The sequence below is a fragment of the Nocardia asteroides genome (assembly GCF_021183625.1).
Classification (GTDB): domain Bacteria; phylum Actinomycetota; class Actinomycetes; order Mycobacteriales; family Mycobacteriaceae; genus Nocardia; species Nocardia asteroides_A.
The window spans coordinates 5,070,307-5,087,403 of record NZ_CP089214.1 but is presented as its reverse complement, the minus strand read 5'-3'; the positions used below and the strand labels follow the sequence as shown (position 1 = coordinate 5,087,403).

Genomic DNA, 17,097 nt, shown 5'->3' with positions numbered 1-17,097 from the left:
GGTGAGCGGCGGGCGAACCCGGCGTCAGCCGATCCGGCTGCTGCGGCCGCCGCCCGCCGGGCGCAGCGCGGCCAGCCTGCGCCTGGTGAGGTCGTCGGCGTGCTCCAGCAGCAGCTCGGCCAGCAGCCGCGGATCGCGCCGCCACTGCGCCCCGATGCCGGCCAGCGTCGGCTTGTCGAAGAGCCCCGAGCTCGCCAGCGCGGCCAGCCAGTCGTCGATCTCGCCCGCCTCGATCCGGCGCACGGTCTCGTCGTCCAGCCCTGCCTCGGCCACCTCGGGGCCGATCACCGCGGTGACGAGTTCGCGGTAGTCCGGTGTAGCGGTCATGCTGAAATCCCTCCTGCGCGCTGAATGACACCCGACCCTCGCGGTTTTCGAACTCCGCGACCCCTGTCGGATGATTGTGGCCCCGCACCCGGCCCGCCACCAAGCGAACGCCGGTGAAATCCGTGTTTCGGCCAGCTAGCGTGGCAAGAGTGCAGCTACAGGACTTGATCGCCACGCTCCCCGCGGGCGCCGTCGTCACCGACCCGGACGTGCTGGCCGGGTACCGCCACGACTGGGCGAAGGATCCCGGCGCGGGCACCCCGCTCGCCGTCGTCCGCGCCACCGCCACCGCGGACGTCGCGGCCACGCTGCGCTGGGCGCACGCGCACGGCGTTCCGGTGGTGCCGCGCGGGGCGGGCTCCGGGCTCTCCGGCGGCGCGACCGCGGTGGCGGGTGGCATCGTGCTCTGCACCGAGCGGATGCGCGCGATCAGCGTCGATCCGGTGACGCGCACCGCGGTGGTGCAGCCCGGGCTGCTGAACGCCGAGGTCAAGCGGGCCGTCGCGGAGCACGGGCTGTGGTACCCGCCGGACCCGTCGTCGTTCGAGATCTGCTCGATCGGCGGCAACGCGGCCACCAACGCGGGCGGCCTCTGCTGCGTGAAGTACGGCGTGACCAGCGACTACGTGCTCGGCATGGAGGTGGTGCTCGCCGAAGGAACCCCGGTGCGGCTGGGCGGGCCGCGGCTCAAGGACTCCGCCGGGCTCTCGCTCACCAAGCTCTTCGTCGGCAGCGAGGGAACGCTCGGCGTGATCACCGAGCTCACCCTGCGGCTGCTGCCCGCGCAGCCACCGCTCAGCACCGTCGTCGCGAGCTTCGCCGACCTGCACTCCGCCACCGAGGCGATCCTCGCCATCACCGCCGCGCTGCGCCCGGCCATGCTGGAGTTCATGGACGCGGTCGCGGTCAACGCGGTCGAGGACGAGCTGCGCATGGGGCTGGACCGCTCGGCCGCCGCGCTGCTGGTCGCCCGCTCCGACGCGCCGGGCGCCTTCGCCGCGCACGAGGCCGAGCTGATGGTCGCCGCCTGCGAGAAGGCAGGGGCCACCGAGGTTTTCAGCACCGCCGACCCGGAGGAGGGCGAGGCGTTCACCGCGGCCCGCCGGTTCGCCATCCCGGCGGTGGAGCGGCTCGGGCCGCTGCTGCTCGAGGACGTCGGGGTGCCGCTGCCCCGGCTCGCCGACCTGGTCTCCGGGATCGCCGAGATCGCCGAGCGCAACGCGGTGACGGTCTCGGTGATCGCGCACGCCGGGGACGGCAATACGCACCCGCTCATCGTGCACGACCCGGCCGACGCCGAGCAGACCGCGCGGGCGCACCGCGCCTTCGGCGAGATCATGGACCTGGCCATCGCGCTCGGCGGAACCATCACCGGCGAGCACGGCGTCGGCCGGTTGAAGAAGGCCTGGCTGCCGGATCAGGTCGGCCCCGACGTGATGGCGCTGACCAGGCGGATCAAGGACGCGCTCGACCCGACCGGCATCCTCAACCCCGGCGCGATCCTGTGAGGACCGGAACATCGGGGTTCGCCGCGCGGTTCTACCCGGCATGAACACCGAGCTCAAACACAATGCCGAGGACACCAGGTTCGAGATCTATGTGGACGAGGTGCTGGCCGGGTACGCCGACTACGCCGAGCGCGGCACCGTCCGCGATTTCAACCACACCGTGACGTTCCCCGAGTTCCGCCGCCGCGGGGTCGCCGCCGAGGTGGTCGAGTACGCGCTGCGCGACTCGCGCGAGCACGGCTTCACCGTGCTGCCCACCTGCTGGTACGTGGAGCAGTTCATCGCCGCGCACAACGAATACCGCGACCTCGTCGCGTCCTGACTCAGTTCGACCGCCGCCAGCACAGGAACTGGTGATCGGTGGTGCACCCCATCGCCGCCACCACGGCCTCGTTGTCGAAGCCCGGCAGCGCCCGCAGCCGGTGCAGCAGCGACTTCCCGCCGTCCGACTGCGGCACCGCGCAGCCGTTGCCCTTCGCCCCGATCAGGACGAAGAACACGTCGTCGGCGAAGGGCCCGTCGGTACTGGTGATGATGCGAACCTCCGCGAGATCCGCCCAGCTCACTTCCTCGACCCGCCCGCCGGGAAGAGTGCGCCGGACATATCTGTCGGTTATCTCCACCCCACTCATGCCTGAAATCGTCCTCCTGTACGCGGTGGCCCGACACCCTGGATTCGGATACGGACGCGCGCACGCGTGAACCCCGATACCCGAACGGTACCGGGGATCAGCGCCGGAGTCGGTTGAATCAGCGCAGCAGTGCGCGCGACATGACGACCCGCTGGATCTGGTTGGTGCCCTCGTAGATCTGGGTGATCTTGGCGTCGCGCATCATCCGCTCCACCGGGAAGTCGGTGGTGTAGCCGGCGCCGCCGAAGAGCTGGACGGCGTTGGTGGTGACCTCCATGGCGACGTCCGAGGCGAAGCACTTGGCGGCGGCGGAGATGAAGCCCAGGTTCTTCTCGCCGCGCTCGGCGCGGGCCGCGGAGGTGTAGACCATGAGCCGGGCGGCCTCGATCTTCATCGCCATGTCGGCCAGCATGAACTGGGTGTTCTGGAAGTCGGCGATCCTGGTGCCGAACTGCTTGCGGTCCTTGGTGTAGGCGATCGCGGCGTCCAGCGCGCCCTGGGCCAGCCCGACGGCCTGCGCGCCGATGGTGGGGCGGGTGTGGTCGAGGGTCTGCAGCGCGGTCTTGAAGCCGGTGCCCGGCTCGCCGACGATGCGGTCGCCGGGGATGCGGCAGTTCTCGAAGTACAGCTCGGCGGTGGGCGAGCCCTTGATGCCGAGCTTGTGCTCCAGCGGGCCGACCACGAAGCCCTCGTCATCGGAGTGCACGAGGAACGCCGAGATGCCGTTCGAGCCCTTCTCGGCGTCGGTCACCGCCATCACGGTGTACCAGGAGGACTTGCCGCCGTTGGTGATCCAGCACTTGGAGCCGTTGAGCACCCAGCTGTCGCCGTCCTGCTTGGCCCGGGTGCGCATGGAGGCGGCGTCCGAGCCCGCCTCGCGCTCGGAGAGCGCGTAGGAGGCCATCTCGCCGTTCACGATGTCGGGCAGGACCTGCTGCTTGAGCTCGTCCGAGCCGTTCAGGATGAGCCCCATGGTGCCGAGCTTGTTCACCGCGGGGATGAGCGAGGAGGAGCCGCAGACCCGGGCGACCTCCTCGATCACGATGCAGGTGGCGACCGAGTCGGCGCCCTGGCCGCCGAACTGCTCCGGCACGTGCACGGCGTTGAAGCCGGAGGCGTTGAGCGCCGCCAGCGCCTCTTCGGGGAAGCGGGCCTTCTCGTCCACGTCCTTGGCGTACGGGGCGATCTCCTTCTCCGACAGCGCGCGGATGGCGGCGCGCAGCTCGTCGTGGAAGTCCTCCAGCTTGAACAGGTCGAAATCGGGGTTACCCGCCATGACGGCTCCACTTCTGGTTGTCGGTGCTCACCGGCACTGCGTGCCACACTTTCCTTCAGTATAGAGCGCTTTTCAGCTACTCAGGGCTTGTGAGTGGCACTCAGTGCCAGGTGGCCGGTGATAGTGACCAGGGTCACAGACTACCGAGTTGCCTGGTCACCAGGTCGGCTACCCGCCGAGGCGCCATGCCACGCGGGAAGACCGCGACCACCATCTCCTCGCCCGGCGCCCCGCGCGGGATCGCGGCCAGCTCCTGGCGCAGGTCGGCGGCGCCCGCGTCGGACTCGCCGCGCACCATCCGGCGCAGCAGGTAGTTGTGCGTCGCGGTGACGGCGGCGGTGAACTGCACCCGGCTCAGGTCAGGCACCTCGGGCAGCCGCTCGCGCAGGAAGTCGGTGAAGAGCCGCTCGTAGCGGAACACCGTGACGATCTCGCGCTCGCGCAGCGCGGGCACCTGCCGCACCACCCGGTACCGCCGCGCCGCGATCTCCCGCCACTGCGTGAACCGCTCGAACACCTGCACCACCGCGGTGCAGACCGCCTCCCACGGATCGCCGTCCGAGCCGTCGAGGAAGGCCGCCGCCTGCGCCAGCTGCGACTCGTGGTCGGCGAAGATCACGTCCTCCTTCGACCGGAACTGCCGGAAGAAGGTCCGCCGCGAGATCCCCGCCGCCTCCGCGATCTCGTCGACGGTCGTGGCCTCGTAGCCCTTCTGGGCGAACAGCAGCAGCGCCTGCTCCACCACGGCGAGCCGGAACCGAGCCGTGTCGGCGCCTGCACGGATTCGCGCGGATTCGTCGATGGTCACGGACTCGAGCGTATCGAGAAGCTCAGCCGAGCAGCGTCGCGCGCAGCGCTTCGTCCTTGCCGAGGACGAGTTGCTCGAGATTCGCCTGGAAGGTTTCCATGCGGGCGCGCAGCGCCGGGTCGGCGGTGCCGAGGATGCGGGCGGCGAGCAGACCGGCGTTGCGGGCGCCGCCGATGGAGACGGTGGCGACCGGGACGCCCGCGGGCATCTGCACGATCGAGAGCAGGGAGTCCATGCCGTCGAGGTACTTCAGCGGCACCGGGACGCCGATCACCGGGAGCGGGGTGGCGGCGGCGACCATGCCGGGCAGGTGCGCGGCGCCGCCCGCCCCGGCGATGATCACCCGGATGCCGCGCTCGGCCGCGGAGTTCGCGTAGTCGAGCATGCGCTGCGGGGTGCGGTGCGCGGAGACCACGCCCACCTCGAAGCGGATGCCGAACTCGGCGAGCGCCTCGGCGGCGGCCTCCATCACCGGCCAGTCCGAGTCGCTGCCCATGATCAGGCCGACCTGCGGTTCACTCATGCGGATCCCATCCGTCGGTCCATACCGCGTGCGACATCCAGTGCGCCGCCCGCTCCGCCTTCTCCCGCACCGCGGCGACGTCGTCGCCGAGGATGTTGACGTGGCCGATCTTGCGATCCGGCCGCTCGCCCTTGCCGTAGAGGTGCACCTTCGCCTCCGGCAGCCGGGCGAAGAGGTGGTGCAGCCGCTCGTCCATCGCCATGGCGGGCGCCTCGGGCGCGCCGAGGATGTTCGCCATCACGGTGACCGGCGCCAGCGGGGTGGTGTCGCCGAGCGGATAATCCAGCACGGCGCGCAGGTGCTGCTCGAACTGGCCGGTGCGGGCGCCGTCCATCCCCCAGTGGCCGCTGTTGTGCGGGCGCATGGCGAGCTCGTTCACCAGCAGCGCGCCGTCCGCGGTCTCGAACAGCTCGACCGCCATCACGCCGACCACGCCGAGCTCGGCGGCCAGGTGCAGCGCCAGCGTCTCGGCCGTGGCGGCGAGCTCCTCGGAGAGCCCGGGCGCGGGCGCGAGCACCACCGCGCACTGCCCGTTGCGCTGCACCGTCTCGACCACCGGCCAGGTGGCGGCCTGCCCGAACGGCGAGCGCGCCACCATGGCGGAGAGCTCGCGCACCCACGCCACCCTGGCCTCGGCCAGCAGCGGAACCCCGCGGGCGCGCTGCTCGCCGACGATCGCGCGCGCCTCGGCGGCATCGGCGGGCATCCAGACCCCGCGCCCGTCGTAACCGCCGCGGATCGCCTTGAGCACCACTGGCCAGCCGTGCTCGGCGCCGAACCGCTCGGCGTCCGCCGCCGTCTCCACCGCGGTGAAGGCCGGCACCGGGAGGCCGAGCTCGCTCAGCTTGATCCGCATGGCCAGCTTGTCCTGGGCGTAGCGCAGCGCCGACGGCGGCGGCTGCACGTTGACGCCCTCGGCGACCAGCGCCTCCAGGTGCTCGGTCGGCACGTGCTCGTGGTCGAAGGTCAGGGCGTGCGACCCGACGGCGGCCTTCCGCAGCGCCACCGGGTCGGTATGGCTGCCGAAGACCACATCCGGGCTGACCTGTGCGGCCGGGTCGTCGGGCCGCTCGGCCAGTACCCGGAGCCGCTGCCCGAGGGCGATCGCGGCCTGGTGCGTCATCCGCGCGAGTTGCCCACCACCGACCATGGTGACGGTCGGCATCGCCGCTGGATCGAAGGAACGTGCGCTCACGTCGGTCAATGTTGTCATGGAGCGCAAAATCGGTGCGCGCGACCCGGCGCTACACTCGGGCCTTGTGTCAATCGTCGACGAGGTGGTCCGCGCACTCCCGCCCACAGCACGGGAGCTGGCGCTCCGTAATCGTGAACTGATCAAGTTCGCGATCGTCGGCGCCACCACCTTCGTGATCGACAGCGGCATTTTCTACCTGCTGAAGTGGACGGTCCTCGCGGACAAGCCGGTCACGGCCAAGATCATTTCCGGCGTGGTCGCGGTGATCGCCTCCTACATTCTGAACCGCGAGTGGTCGTTCAAGAACCGCGGCGGCCGGGAGAAGCACCACGAGGCGCTGCTGTTCTTCGTGGTCAGCGGCATCGGCGTGGCGCTGAGCAATATCCCGCTGTGGATTTCCAGTTACGTCTTCGACCTGCGCCAGCCCGCCGTGAGCTTCGCCACCGAGAACATCGCCGACTTCGTGAGCGCGTTCGTGATCGGCAATCTGCTGCAGATGGCGTTCCGTTTCTGGGCCATGCGGCGCTGGGTTTTTCCGGACGAAATGGACGTGATCATCGAGGAGCTGGAGGAGCTCATCGAGGTCGAGAATCTCGGCACCGAGCCGCCGACCGTGCGTCCCTGACTTTTCTCAGCGCGGTTCGGCGCCCACTCCGGCTGCCACGCGAATCGGCGTCAGGGCGCCGAGAAAGAGCGCGAACAGCGCGGGGCGCCTGCGTTGCAATTCCAGCCGCCCGCCGTCGGCCTCCACCAGCGCCCGCGCCAGCGCCAGCCCGACCCCGGTCGAGCCGGCCCCGGAGAAGCCGCGGTCGAAGATGTGCGGCGCCAGCTCGTCGCTGACCCCGTCGCCCTGATCGGCCACCTCGACGCAGACCAGCGGCACCCGCGCCCTGCCGCCGTGCACCAGCCGCACCGAGACGGTGCAGGTGCCGTCGCCGTGGTGCAGCGCGTTGTCCAGCAGCACGGCGAGCGCCTCGCGCAGCCGGGAGCCGGTGATCGGGGCGCGCAGCGATTCGTCGCCGAGCAGGGTGAGCACCCGCCCGGCGTCCCGGAACGGGTGCGCCCACTCCGCGATGACGCCGCGCAGCTCGTCCATCACCGGCACCGGGTCGCGGTCGGCGGCGTCGTCGTCCCTGGCGGCGCGGACCAGGTCGTCGATGGCGCCGGTGAGCCGGTCCACCTGGGCCATCGCCGCCTCGGCCTCCTGCACCACGTCCGGGTCGGCGTGCACGGAGAGCTCGTCCAGCCGCAGCCGGACCGCGGTGAGGCGGCTGCGCAGCTGGTGCGAGACGTCGGCGACCAGCGCGTGCTCACGCTGCAGCCGGCCCGCGATCTCCACGGTCGCGGCGTCGAGCACGTCCGAGACCCGGTCCAGCTCGGCGATGCCGTGCCGCCGGTTGTCCGGGCGGAAGTCGCCCTCGGCGAGCCGGGCGGCGCGCGCGGCGACATCGCTGAGCGGGTCGGCGACCCGGCGCGCGGTGACCACGGCGACGGTCACCGCCGCGGTCAGCGAGGCCAGCACCGCCAGCGCCACCGCGCCGACCGCCTGCCGCTGCATGGAGTGCATCGGCCCGGACGGCACCTCCAGCCGCAGCGAGCCGCGCTCACCCAGGGAGAGCGACTCGACCAGCGGATCGTTCACCCGGTCCACCCCGATGTCCATCCGCACGGCGCTGTCCAGCGGCGCCGGGTAGACGATGGTGAGCTTGCCGCCGTCCGGGACGAGCGTGCCGACCGCCCTGGCGTCCAGCTCGCCGGGGACGGTCCCGGTCTCCTGCTCCTGGGCGATGATCTCGACGGCCATCCGGTCCAGCCGGTCGCGCAGGTCGTTGCGGGTGATGTCCTCCACCCAGAGCCAGGCGGTGTAGACCAGCGGCAACCCGAGCACCACCGTGGTGAGCGTCAGCACGGTGAGCATCGAGCGCAGGATGCGGCGGCGCACGTCAGTCGGTGTTCAGCCGGAATCCGACACCGCGGACGGTGACGATCCGGCGCTCGGCCATCGGCCCCTCGTCGCCGATCTTCCGGCGCAGCCAGGACATGTGCATGTCGAGCGTCTTGGAGCCGCGCAGCTCGGCATCGCCCCAGACCTCGCGCAGGATCGTCTCCCGCGGCACCACCTGCCCGGCCCGGTCGATCAGCACCTTGAGCAGCTCGTACTCCTTGTTCGCCAGCCCGACCTCGACGCCGTTCACCAGCACCCGGCGCGCGGCAGGCTCCAGCCGGATGCCGCCGACCTCGACGATGTCGTCGCCGAGGCCGCTGCGGCGCAGCAGCGCGCGCACCCTGGCCAGCAGCTCGGCCAGCCGGAACGGCTTGCCGACGTAGTCGTCGGCGCCGGCGTCCAGCCCGACGACGAAGTCCACCTCGTCGGTGCGCGCGGTGAGCATGAGCACGGCCAGCTCGGCGCCGCTGGCCCGCACCTGCCTGCACACCTCGAGCCCGTCCATCCCGGGCAGCCCGAGATCCAGGATGAGCAGGTCGTGGCCGCCCTCGAGGGCGCGGCGCAGCACCGCAGGGCCGAAACTCTCCACCGTCACCGTGTAGCCCTCGCGGCCGAGCGCGCGCGAGAGCGGTGCCGCGATCGCTTCGTCGTCCTCGCCGAGCAGTACCGCCGTCATGCGCCCAGATTACGGGCGGGAGCGCGGGTCAGTGGTCCCAGCGCTCGTGCCGGTGCTCCACCTCGAAGACCTGGTGGTAGAGGAGCGAGTGCACCTGCTGCACCGCGGGGATGTCGTCGTACTCCAGCGGCTCGTCGGAGGAGGAGCCGATGATCAGGGTCCCGGTGCCGAGCAGCCGGTCGAAGAGCCCGTGCCGGAACTGCACGCTGGAGATCCGGCTCATCGGGATGTCGATGCCGGAGTGCGTGAGCACGCCCTGCCTAACCAGCACCCGCCGGTCGGTGACGATGAAGTGCGTCGACTTCCAGCTCACCACCGGCCCGATCACCCGCCAGGCGAGCAGCGCGACCCAGACCACCAGCACCACGACGAGGAGCCCGATGGCGAGCGTCTCGTCGGTGACGTTGCGCGAGATCACGCCGCCGCCGAAGCCGGCCAGCGCGGTGCCTGCCACCAGGATGACGATCGGCCAGAACAGCATCTTCCAGTGCGGGTGGCGATGCAGCAGCAGGTGCTCGTCGGGGGCCAGCACGTCCTCCGGATAACCCATGGCCGCACCCTACCGCGCACCGGGGACGGAACGGCCGCAGCGCGATTCGCCGATCGGGCGGTCAGCCCGCCGGGCGCAGATGGGTGACGTCGCCCGCGGAGACCGCCTCGGAGTCGACCAGCAGCCTGCCCGCGGCATCGATGCCGGTGGCGATCCCGACCAGCTCCCGGCCGCCGGGCAGCTCGGCGCGCACCCGGGCGCCGATGGTGCCGCAGCGCTCGCGGTAGGCCGCCGCGAGTTCGGCGGTCGCCCAGCCCGCGCCCCGCCAGGCGGCGAAGCGCTCGGCGAAGGCGGTGAGCAGGGCCGCGGCCATGGTGGTGCGGTCGACGGTGGCGCCCTCCAGCAGCAGCGAGGTGGCGTGCGGCACCGGCAGTTCTTCGGCCGTGAGTTCGGCGTTCAGCCCGACGCCGACCACCACCGCCGGGTCGGGGCCCGCGATCGCGACCTCGGCCAGGATGCCCGCCAGCTTGCGGCCGCCGACCAGAACGTCGTTCGGCCACTTGAGCTCCGCGGGCACCCCGGAGGCCGCGCGCACGGCGTCGACAACGGCGACCCCGGTGAGCAGCGGCAGCCAGCCGAGCACCGCCGGGTCGACCCCGTCGAGCCGGACCAGCACCGATACCGAGATCTGAGCGCGCGGCGGGCTGCCCCAGGCCCGGGCGTGCCTGCCGCGGCCACTCTCCTGCAGCTCGGCGAGCAGCACCTCGCGGTCGGCGGCGGGGTCGGCGACGGCCCGCGCGATCAGGTCGGCATTGGTGGAGCCGGTGGTCTCGACCACGTCGAGCCGAGTGAAGAAGGGCACGCGCTCGCGGCGCAGCCGCTCGGCGTCAAGGGGTGTCCGCTGCACCTGGGCAGGCTACTCGGCGGCCCCCCGCGACCTGCGATTCCGGGGTGGGCAGACCCCTTGCGCCAGCTGTGCACAACTCCGCGAATCCGACGACGACCAGGGCTTTTCTACCCGCGAGTAGCCGACTTGGTGTTACCCGGTACCGGCGGCACTGGCTACACTCCGAACCCATGACGAGTGTCCAGCAGCAACCCGCATCCGGATCGGCGGGCGAACCCGATATCCACACCACCGCCGGGAAGCTCGCTGACCTGCGCAACCGGCTGGACGAGGCCAAGCACCCGATGGGTGAGGCCGCCGTCGACAGGGTGCACGCCAAGGGCAAGATGACGGCCCGTGAGCGGATCCTGGCCCTGCTGGACGAGGGCTCGTTCGTCGAGCTCGACGCGCTGGCCAGGCATCGGAGCGTGAACTTCGGGCTGGACAAGAACCGCCCGCTCGGTGACGGCGTGGTCACCGGCTACGGCACCGTCGACGGGCGTGATGTCTGCATCTTCAGCCAGGACGTGACCGTCTTCGGTGGCAGCCTGGGCGAGGTCTACGGCGAGAAGATCGTCAAGGTCATGGATCTCGCGCTCAAGACCGGGCGCCCGCTGGTCGGGATCAACGAGGGCGCGGGCGCGCGGATCCAGGAGGGTGTGGTCTCGCTCGGGCTCTACGGCGAGATCTTCCACCGCAATATCCAGGCCTCCGGGGTGATCCCGCAGATCTCGCTGATCATGGGCCCGGCCGCGGGCGGGCACGTCTACTCCCCCGCGCTCACCGACTTCGTGGTCATGGTCGATCAGACCAGCCAGATGTTCGTCACCGGCCCCGACGTCATCAAGACCGTCACCGGCGAGGACGTCACCATGGAGGATCTGGGCGGCGCCCACACCCACATGGTCAAGTCCGGCGTCGCGCACTACGTCGCCTCCGGCGAGCAGGACGCCCTCGATTACGTCAAGGACCTGCTGTCCTACCTGCCGAGCAACAACCGCGCCGAGGCCCCGCGCTTCCCCGCGACCGACCCGGTCACCGGGGCCATCGAGGACTCGCTCACCGAGGAGGATCTCGAGCTCGACTCGCTGATCCCGGACTCGCCGAACCAGCCCTACGACATGCATGAGGTCATCCGCCGGCTGCTCGACGACGACGAGTTCCTCGAGGTCCAGGCCGAGCGCGCGATGAACATCATCGTCGGCTTCGGCCGCATCGACGGGCGCAGCGTCGGGATCGTGGCGAATCAGCCCACCCAGTTCGCCGGCTGCCTCGATATCGACGCCTCGGAGAAGGCCGCGCGGTTCGTGCGGACCTGCGATGCGTTCAACGTCCCGATCGTCACCCTGGTCGATGTGCCCGGGTTCCTGCCCGGTACCGGCCAGGAGTACAACGGCATCATCCGGCGCGGGGCGAAGCTGCTCTACGCCTACGGCGAGGCTACTGTGGGCAAGATCACGGTCATCACCCGCAAGGCCTACGGCGGGGCCTACGACGTCATGGGCTCCAAGCACCTCGGCGCCGACGTGAACCTGGCCTGGCCCACCGCCCAGATCGCCGTCATGGGCGCCTCGGGCGCCATCGGCTTCGTCTACCGCAAGAAGCTCGCCGACGCCGCCGCCGACGGCTCCGACGTCGATGCGCTGCGGCTCGAGCTGCAGAACGAGTACGAGGACACCCTCGTGAACCCGTACGTGGCGGCCGAGCGCGGTTATGTGGACGCGGTCATCCCGCCCTCGCATACCCGCGGCCAGATCGTCTCCGCGCTGCGGCTGCTCGAGCGCAAGATGGTCAGCCTCCCGCCGAAGAAGCACGGCAACATCCCGCTCTGATCGCGCGATACCCTCCATAGGCCGCGCACACTGGTAACGATGAGACCGCACACTGGTGAATGCGGGGGCAGCTGCCTTCACATTCACCGGTGCCGCTGGCGCTCGGAGCGGGTATACCCCACGAGGGTGCACCCGCCCGAGGTAGAGAGAGGATCTGCACTGTGACGACCGTGGCAGAAGACGAGGTGTTGTCCGCCGTCGAACTGGACCTCACGGCCGATCCGGGCGCGGAGCAGGCCGAAGCGGCGAGCGCAGAGCCCGCCGCGGCCGAGGCGGGCATCGCCCCGCTGCTCCGGGTCGAGCGGGGCAACCCGTCGGACGAGGAGATCGCCGCGCTGGTCTGCGTGTTCACCGCGGCGGCCGGTTCGGCCGCGCCGGGCGAGCGGGGGCCGCTGGACCTGTGGGGCAGGCCCGCCCTGCTGCACCGCGGCGCCGCGCCGTTCTCGCCCTACGCCTTCCCCGCGCTGGCGTACGGCCGCGACTGACCGTGCCCGTTCTGGTCCTGGCCTCGGCGTCGCCCGCCCGCCGGGCGGTGCTGCGCGCGGCGGGCATCGAGCCCGTCGTCCGGATCTCCGATGTCGACGAGGACGCGGTGGCCGCCGCGCTGCCGCCGGACTTCGCGCCGCGCACGGTGGTCGAGGAGCTGGCGAAGGCCAAGGCCCGTGCGGTCGCCGCCGCCGGTGAGCTGCCCGCCGATTGCGTCGTGGTCGGCTGCGACTCCATGCTGCTGGTCGACGGCGAACTCCAGGGCAAGCCGTACACCCCCGAGGTGGCCCGCGAGCGCTGGAAGGCGGTCGCCGGGCGCAGCGCCGACCTGCTCACCGGGCACTGCGTGCTGCGGCTGGCCGACGGCGCGGTGACCGCGTCGGCGGTCGACACCAGCACGACGACGGTGTACTTCGCCGACCCGGACCCGGCCGACCTGGATGCCTACATCGCCACCGGCGAGCCGCTGCAGGTGGCGGGGGCCTTCACCCTCGACGGCCGCGGCGGCTGGTTCGTGGAGCGGCTGGAGGGCGACCCCTCCAGCGTCATCGGGATCGGGCTACCACTGCTTCGCCGACTCCTTCACGACGTCGGTCTCTCCATTGCGCAGCTGTGGGGGGATCCGCCCGGCTGAGGGCGGGGCGATCAGCGGCTCGGCCGCCACCGGGCTGTCCACGATGGGCAGCGTCGGCACCTCGCGCGGCTCCTCCGAGCGCGCGCCCGGCTCCGGGCGGCCGCGCACCAGCTCCAGCCGGGCCAGGCACAGCTCCGGCTCGACGAACGGCCGCATCCGCACCTTCACCCGGTCGCGCGCGCCGCTGCGGTCGAGCACCTCCTGCAGCAGCCCGACGTGCACGCCGCAGACGACATCGGAGTGGGTGCGCGCGAGCTCGCGCAGCGGGCAGGCGGTGAGCCGGATCTGCACCTGCTCCGAGGTGTCGGCACCCGGGTCGCGCTCCGGCGCGAAGCCCAGCTCGGACGAGAGCGTCATGGATAGGTCCTTGGCGCCGTCCAGCGTCTCCACCCGCTCCTCGCCGGCGTCCAGCTTGGCGCCCCAGGCCCGCCCGGCGGCGATCCCGGCCTCGGTGCGGGCCCGGCGGTCCGGGCCGAGCTGATCGGCCAGCGCCTGCGCGAGATCCTGGTAACCCACGGATCGCTGCACCGCGGAGTAGCCGATCCGCGGCCTGCCGCGGCCGCGCGGCGGCTGCTGGAACTGGCGGACCAGGGATTCGCGGGTGAGCACATCCAGGTGGAAACGAACCGTTGTCACGTGCTGGCCCGTGATCCTGGCCAGCTCCTGGGCGTCGAGGGGCTCCTCCGCGCCACGTAGGATCGCGAGCAGTCGCCGCCGCGGCCAAGAATCGGACATAGCTGACCCCTCCTCCCGGGAGACTTTATCGGATGGGGGTGCGGCGAAATCACCGTTCATCCGATCGTGATCTGAAACGCGTTCACCGCCCACACGCATTTCACCGCGCGCGACCACACCACCGTTACCACTTCTCGATCGAGTGTGGAGGAAATAGATCGTGCCACTCGCCCCGGATCCGAACCCGGCGTTCGGTTCCTACGCACACCCGAACCACTTGGTAACCACCGAATGGCTGTCGGCAAACCTCGGGGCCGGCGGCCTGCGCATCGTCGAGGCGAACGAGGAGCCCCGGCTCTACGACATCGGGCACATCCCGGGCGCGGTCAAGATCGACGGGCGCGCCGAGCTCGGTGACGAGCTGTGCCGCGACTACCTCGACGGCGCCCGCTTCACCGAGCTCATGCGCGCCAAGGGCATCGCGCGCGACGACACCGTCGTGCTCTACGGCGACCGCGGCAACTCCCTGGCCGCGCACGCCGCCTGGATCTTCGGGCTCTTCGGCCACCCGGACGTCCGGCTGCTCGACGGCGGCAGGGACGCCTGGATCTCCGAGGCGCGGGACACCACCTTCGACGCACCGAGCATCCCCGCTGTCGGCTACCCGGCGGTCGAGCGCGACGACGGCACCGCCCGCGCCTTCCGCGACGACGTGCTGCGCCACCTCGGCCGCCCGCTGGTCGACGTGCGCTCCCCCGCCGAGTACGCGGGCGCGGAGACGCACGAGCCGGACCGCTCCGGGGAGACCGCGCTGCGCGGCGGCCACATCCCCACCGCGGTCAACATCCCGTGGACCGAGGCGATCGGGCTCGACGGCCGCTTCCGGCCGCGCGCCGACCTGGACCGCGCCTACGCCGCGGTGGCGGGCGCCGACGACGTCGTCGTCTACAGCCGGGTCGGCGAGCGCGCCGGGCACACCTGGTTCGTGCTGGCGCACCTGCTCGGCATCCCGGCGGTGCGCAACTACGACGGCTCCTGGCTGGAGTGGGGCAGCGCGGTCCGGATGCCGGTGGCACGCGGTGCCGAGCCGGGGCGGGCCCCGCTCGCCGGTACCCGCCGAAATCGGCGCTGACGCATACCCTTCCAGCCACCGATCAGCGGCGATCCGGACACCGTGCCGCCGCCGGGCGCTGGCACTCGAAACCCCGCCGCGTGCACGAACGGCGCGCCGCGGCGGGGAAAACGCGGGAATTGTGATCTGCGGCCTACTCCCCAGTAGGGCTGGCCGGTGTTCCGCCCGTGTTGGCAGACTGCCTACACTCGCCGAGAACGTAGGTTGCGACCCACGGGAGCGAAGCGAAACCCTACCCGGCGAAGCGACCGGAAGAATGTACACAGGAGGCTCAGTGCCCAGCCATGCCAGCGCGCGGATCTCGAAGGTACTCGTCGCCAATCGAGGCGAGATCGCGGTGCGCGTTATCCGGGCGGCCAAGGATGCCGGGCTCGGCAGCGTCGCTGTCTACGCGGAACCCGATGCCGACGCGCCCTTCGTGAAGCTCGCCGACGAGGCGTTCGCCCTCGGTGGCCAGACCTCGGCCGAGTCGTACCTGGTGTTCGACAAGATCCTCGACGCCGCGGCCCGCTCCGGCGCCGATGCCATCCACCCCGGCTACGGCTTCCTCTCGGAGAACGCCGACTTCGCCCAGGCCGTCCTCGATGCCGGGCTGATCTGGATCGGGCCGTCCCCGCAGTCGATCCGCGACCTCGGTGACAAGGTCACCGCTCGCCACATCGCCGAGCGCGCGAAGGCCCCGATGGCCGCGGGCACCAAGGACCCGGTCAAGAACGCCGACGAGGTCGTCGAATTCGCCAAGCAGTACGGCGTGCCGGTGGCGATCAAGGCCGCCTACGGCGGTGGCGGGCGCGGCATGAAGGTCGCCCACACCATCGAGGAGATCCCGGAGCTGTTCGAGTCCGCGACCCGCGAGGCGATCGCGGCCTTCGGGCGCGGTGAGTGCTTCGTCGAGCAGTACCTGGACAAGGCGCGCCACGTCGAGGCGCAGGTCATCGCCGACACCCACGGCAACGTCGTGGTCGCGGGCACCCGCGACTGCTCGCTGCAGCGGCGCTTCCAGAAGCTGGTCGAAGAGGCTCCCGCGCCGTTCCTGTCCGACGCGGTGCGCGCCCAGATCCACGAGTCCGCCAAACGGATCTGCAAGGAGGCCGGCTACTACGGTGCTGGCACCGTGGAGTACCTGGTCCAGGGCGAGACCGTGTCCTTCCTCGAGGTCAACACCCGCCTGCAGGTCGAGCACCCCGTCACCGAGGAGACCGCCGGCATCGACCTGGTGCGCCAGCAGTTCCGCATCGCCAACGGCGACGCCCTCGAGATCACCGAGGACCCCACCCCGCGCGGGCACGCCATCGAGTTCCGGATCAACGGCGAGGACGCCGGGCGCGGCTTCCTGCCCGCCCCCGGCCCGGTCGCGGTCTACAAAGAGCCCACCGGCCCCGGTGTCCGCGTGGACTCCGGCGTAGTGCAGGGCAGCGTGATCGGCGGTCAGTTCGACTCCATGCTGGCCAAGCTCATCGTCACCGGCGAGAACCGCACCCAGGCCCTCGAACGGGCGCGCCGGGCGCTGGCGGAGTACCAGGTCGAGGGGCTGGCCACGGTCATCCCGTTCCACCGCGCGGTCATCGACGACCCCGCCTTCATCGGCGACGGCACCTCCTTCGACGTCTACACCAAGTGGATCGAGAACGAGTGGAACAACACCGTCGAGCCCTACACCCCCGGCGCACCCGCCGAGGAAGAGGACGAGGAGCCGCGGCAGAAGGTGGTCGTCGAGGTCGGCGGACGCCGGGTCGAGGTCTCACTGCCCGGTAGCTTCTCCCTCGGCGGCAACGCGTCCGCCGGGAACGGTGTGGTCCGGAAGAAGCCCAAGCCGCGCAAGCGCGGCGGGGCCGCCGGTGGCGCCGCCTCCGGTGACGCGGTCACCGCGCCCATGCAGGGCACCGTGGTCAAGGTCGCCGTCGAAGAAGGCCAGTCGGTCGAGGTCGGGGATCTGATCGCCGTGCTCGAGGCGATGAAGATGGAGAACCCCGTCAACGCGCACAAGGCGGGGGTCGTTACCGGGCTTTCCGTCGCAGCCGGGGCCGCCATCACCCAGGGCACTGTCCTGGCGGAGATCAAGTAGAAGTTTC

At 71.3% G+C, this 17,097-nt stretch carries 19 protein-coding genes; 8 read left to right on the top strand and 11 right to left on the bottom strand.

The window, feature by feature from the left end:
* Positions 1–24: 24 nt before the first annotated feature.
* Positions 25–327, bottom strand: a complete 303-nt coding sequence (locus tag LTT61_RS23570) for a hypothetical protein (protein ID WP_233016233.1) — start codon at positions 325–327, stop codon at positions 25–27.
* A gap of 149 nt (positions 328–476) precedes the next feature.
* Here LTT61_RS23570 and LTT61_RS23565 point away from each other — a divergent pair, with 149 nt between their 5' ends.
* Positions 477–1,835: an FAD-binding oxidoreductase gene (locus tag LTT61_RS23565; protein ID WP_233016232.1), complete on the top strand. Its 1,359-nt coding sequence runs from the start codon at positions 477–479 to the stop codon at positions 1,833–1,835.
* Positions 1,836–1,875: 40 nt separating this feature from the next.
* On the top strand, positions 1,876–2,157 hold the full coding sequence (locus LTT61_RS23560; RefSeq protein WP_233016231.1) for a GNAT family N-acetyltransferase: 282 nt from the start codon (positions 1,876–1,878) through the stop codon (positions 2,155–2,157).
* 1 nt (position 2,158) lies between these two features.
* On the opposite strand, the gene LTT61_RS23555 is transcribed toward LTT61_RS23560, so the two are convergent.
* The 5 genes from LTT61_RS23555 to LTT61_RS23535 all read right to left on the bottom strand — a co-directional run bounded on the left by LTT61_RS23555 (position 2,159) and on the right by LTT61_RS23535 (position 6,287).
* Positions 2,159–2,401: a hypothetical protein gene (locus LTT61_RS23555; protein ID WP_233016230.1), complete on the bottom strand. Its 243-nt coding sequence runs from the start codon at positions 2,399–2,401 to the stop codon at positions 2,159–2,161.
* Between the two features lie 184 nt (positions 2,402–2,585).
* Entirely contained in the window at positions 2,586–3,743 is a 1,158-nt protein-coding gene (locus LTT61_RS23550; protein ID WP_233016229.1) for an acyl-CoA dehydrogenase, read from the bottom strand.
* A gap of 133 nt (positions 3,744–3,876) precedes the next feature.
* Entirely contained in the window at positions 3,877–4,551 is a 675-nt protein-coding gene (locus LTT61_RS23545) for a TetR family transcriptional regulator (protein ID WP_233016228.1), read from the bottom strand.
* Positions 4,552–4,573: 22 nt separating this feature from the next.
* Positions 4,574–5,074 (bottom strand): 5-(carboxyamino)imidazole ribonucleotide mutase, encoded by a 501-nt coding sequence (purE, locus tag LTT61_RS23540; RefSeq protein ID WP_233016227.1) that lies wholly within the window; start codon positions 5,072–5,074, stop codon positions 4,574–4,576.
* The gene (locus LTT61_RS23535; protein ID WP_332909201.1) at positions 5,067–6,287 is read right to left on the bottom strand and encodes a 5-(carboxyamino)imidazole ribonucleotide synthase; all 1,221 of its coding nucleotides are present in this window, start codon (positions 6,285–6,287) and stop codon (positions 5,067–5,069) included. The genes purE and LTT61_RS23535 overlap by 8 nt, the downstream gene beginning before the upstream one ends.
* Positions 6,288–6,333: 46 nt before the next feature.
* Here LTT61_RS23535 and LTT61_RS23530 point away from each other — a divergent pair, with 46 nt between their 5' ends.
* Positions 6,334–6,894: a GtrA family protein gene (locus LTT61_RS23530; RefSeq protein WP_233021158.1), complete on the top strand. Its 561-nt coding sequence runs from the start codon at positions 6,334–6,336 to the stop codon at positions 6,892–6,894.
* 6 nt (positions 6,895–6,900) lie between these two features.
* Here LTT61_RS23530 and LTT61_RS23525 read toward each other — a convergent pair whose 3' ends face one another.
* The 4 genes from LTT61_RS23525 to LTT61_RS23510 all read right to left on the bottom strand — a co-directional run bounded on the left by LTT61_RS23525 (position 6,901) and on the right by LTT61_RS23510 (position 10,287).
* Entirely contained in the window at positions 6,901–8,211 is a 1,311-nt protein-coding gene (locus LTT61_RS23525) for a sensor histidine kinase (RefSeq protein WP_233016226.1), read from the bottom strand.
* 1 nt (position 8,212) lies between these two features.
* Positions 8,213–8,890: a response regulator transcription factor gene (locus LTT61_RS23520; protein WP_233016225.1), complete on the bottom strand. Its 678-nt coding sequence runs from the start codon at positions 8,888–8,890 to the stop codon at positions 8,213–8,215.
* 28 nt (positions 8,891–8,918) lie between these two features.
* A complete protein-coding gene (locus LTT61_RS23515; protein ID WP_233016224.1) occupies positions 8,919–9,440 on the bottom strand; it encodes a PH domain-containing protein in 522 nt (173 codons plus the stop codon).
* Between the two features lie 61 nt (positions 9,441–9,501).
* Positions 9,502–10,287 (bottom strand): biotin--[acetyl-CoA-carboxylase] ligase, encoded by a 786-nt coding sequence (locus LTT61_RS23510; RefSeq protein ID WP_233016223.1) that lies wholly within the window; start codon positions 10,285–10,287, stop codon positions 9,502–9,504.
* 170 nt (positions 10,288–10,457) lie between these two features.
* On the opposite strand from LTT61_RS23510, the gene LTT61_RS23505 reads away from it, so the two are divergent.
* From LTT61_RS23505 to LTT61_RS23495, 3 genes are all read left to right on the top strand, one after another.
* Entirely contained in the window at positions 10,458–12,098 is a 1,641-nt protein-coding gene (locus LTT61_RS23505) for an acyl-CoA carboxylase subunit beta (RefSeq protein WP_233016222.1), read from the top strand.
* A 161-nt stretch (positions 12,099–12,259) separates the two neighbouring features.
* Positions 12,260–12,583, top strand: a complete 324-nt coding sequence (locus LTT61_RS23500; RefSeq protein ID WP_233016221.1) for an acyl-CoA carboxylase subunit epsilon — start codon at positions 12,260–12,262, stop codon at positions 12,581–12,583.
* A gap of 2 nt (positions 12,584–12,585) precedes the next feature.
* Complete coding sequence (locus tag LTT61_RS23495; RefSeq protein WP_233016220.1) at positions 12,586–13,218, top strand: nucleoside triphosphate pyrophosphatase; 633 nt, start codon at positions 12,586–12,588, stop codon at positions 13,216–13,218.
* Here LTT61_RS23495 and LTT61_RS23490 read toward each other — a convergent pair.
* Entirely contained in the window at positions 13,144–13,953 is an 810-nt protein-coding gene (locus LTT61_RS23490; RefSeq protein WP_233016219.1) for a helix-turn-helix transcriptional regulator, read from the bottom strand. The two genes, LTT61_RS23495 and LTT61_RS23490, sit on opposite strands and share 75 nt — an antisense overlap.
* A gap of 160 nt (positions 13,954–14,113) precedes the next feature.
* Here LTT61_RS23490 and LTT61_RS23485 point away from each other — a divergent pair, with 160 nt between their 5' ends.
* Both LTT61_RS23485 and LTT61_RS23480 read left to right on the top strand, forming a co-directional pair.
* Positions 14,114–15,025 carry a sulfurtransferase gene (locus LTT61_RS23485; RefSeq protein WP_233016218.1) on the top strand — a complete coding sequence of 304 codons (912 nt, stop codon included), beginning with the start codon at positions 14,114–14,116 and terminating at the stop codon, positions 15,023–15,025.
* A gap of 274 nt (positions 15,026–15,299) precedes the next feature.
* Positions 15,300–17,090, top strand: a complete 1,791-nt coding sequence (locus tag LTT61_RS23480; protein ID WP_233016217.1) for an acetyl/propionyl/methylcrotonyl-CoA carboxylase subunit alpha — start codon at positions 15,300–15,302, stop codon at positions 17,088–17,090.
* Positions 17,091–17,097 lie beyond the last annotated feature (7 nt).

Bases quoted from the DNA above. Each gene is read 5' to 3' on its own strand.
- purE (WP_233016227.1), bottom strand. From the start codon at position 5,074: ATGAGTGAACCGCAGGTCGGCCTGATCATGGGCAGCGACTCGGACTGG.
- LTT61_RS23515 (WP_233016224.1), bottom strand. From the start codon at position 9,440: ATGGGTTATCCGGAGGACGTGCTGGCCCCCGACGAGCACCTGCTGCTG.
- LTT61_RS23550 (WP_233016229.1), bottom strand. From the start codon at position 3,743: ATGGCGGGTAACCCCGATTTCGACCTGTTCAAGCTGGAGGACTTCCAC.
- LTT61_RS23505 (WP_233016222.1), top strand. From the start codon at position 10,458: ATGACGAGTGTCCAGCAGCAACCCGCATCCGGATCGGCGGGCGAACCC.
- LTT61_RS23535 (WP_332909201.1), bottom strand. From the start codon at position 6,287: ATGACAACATTGACCGACGTGAGCGCACGTTCCTTCGATCCAGCGGCG.
- LTT61_RS23570 (WP_233016233.1), bottom strand. From the start codon at position 327: ATGACCGCTACACCGGACTACCGCGAACTCGTCACCGCGGTGATCGGC.
- LTT61_RS23520 (WP_233016225.1), bottom strand. From the start codon at position 8,890: ATGACGGCGGTACTGCTCGGCGAGGACGACGAAGCGATCGCGGCACCG.
- LTT61_RS23490 (WP_233016219.1), bottom strand. From the start codon at position 13,953: ATGTCCGATTCTTGGCCGCGGCGGCGACTGCTCGCGATCCTACGTGGC.
- LTT61_RS23560 (WP_233016231.1), top strand. From the start codon at position 1,876: ATGAACACCGAGCTCAAACACAATGCCGAGGACACCAGGTTCGAGATC.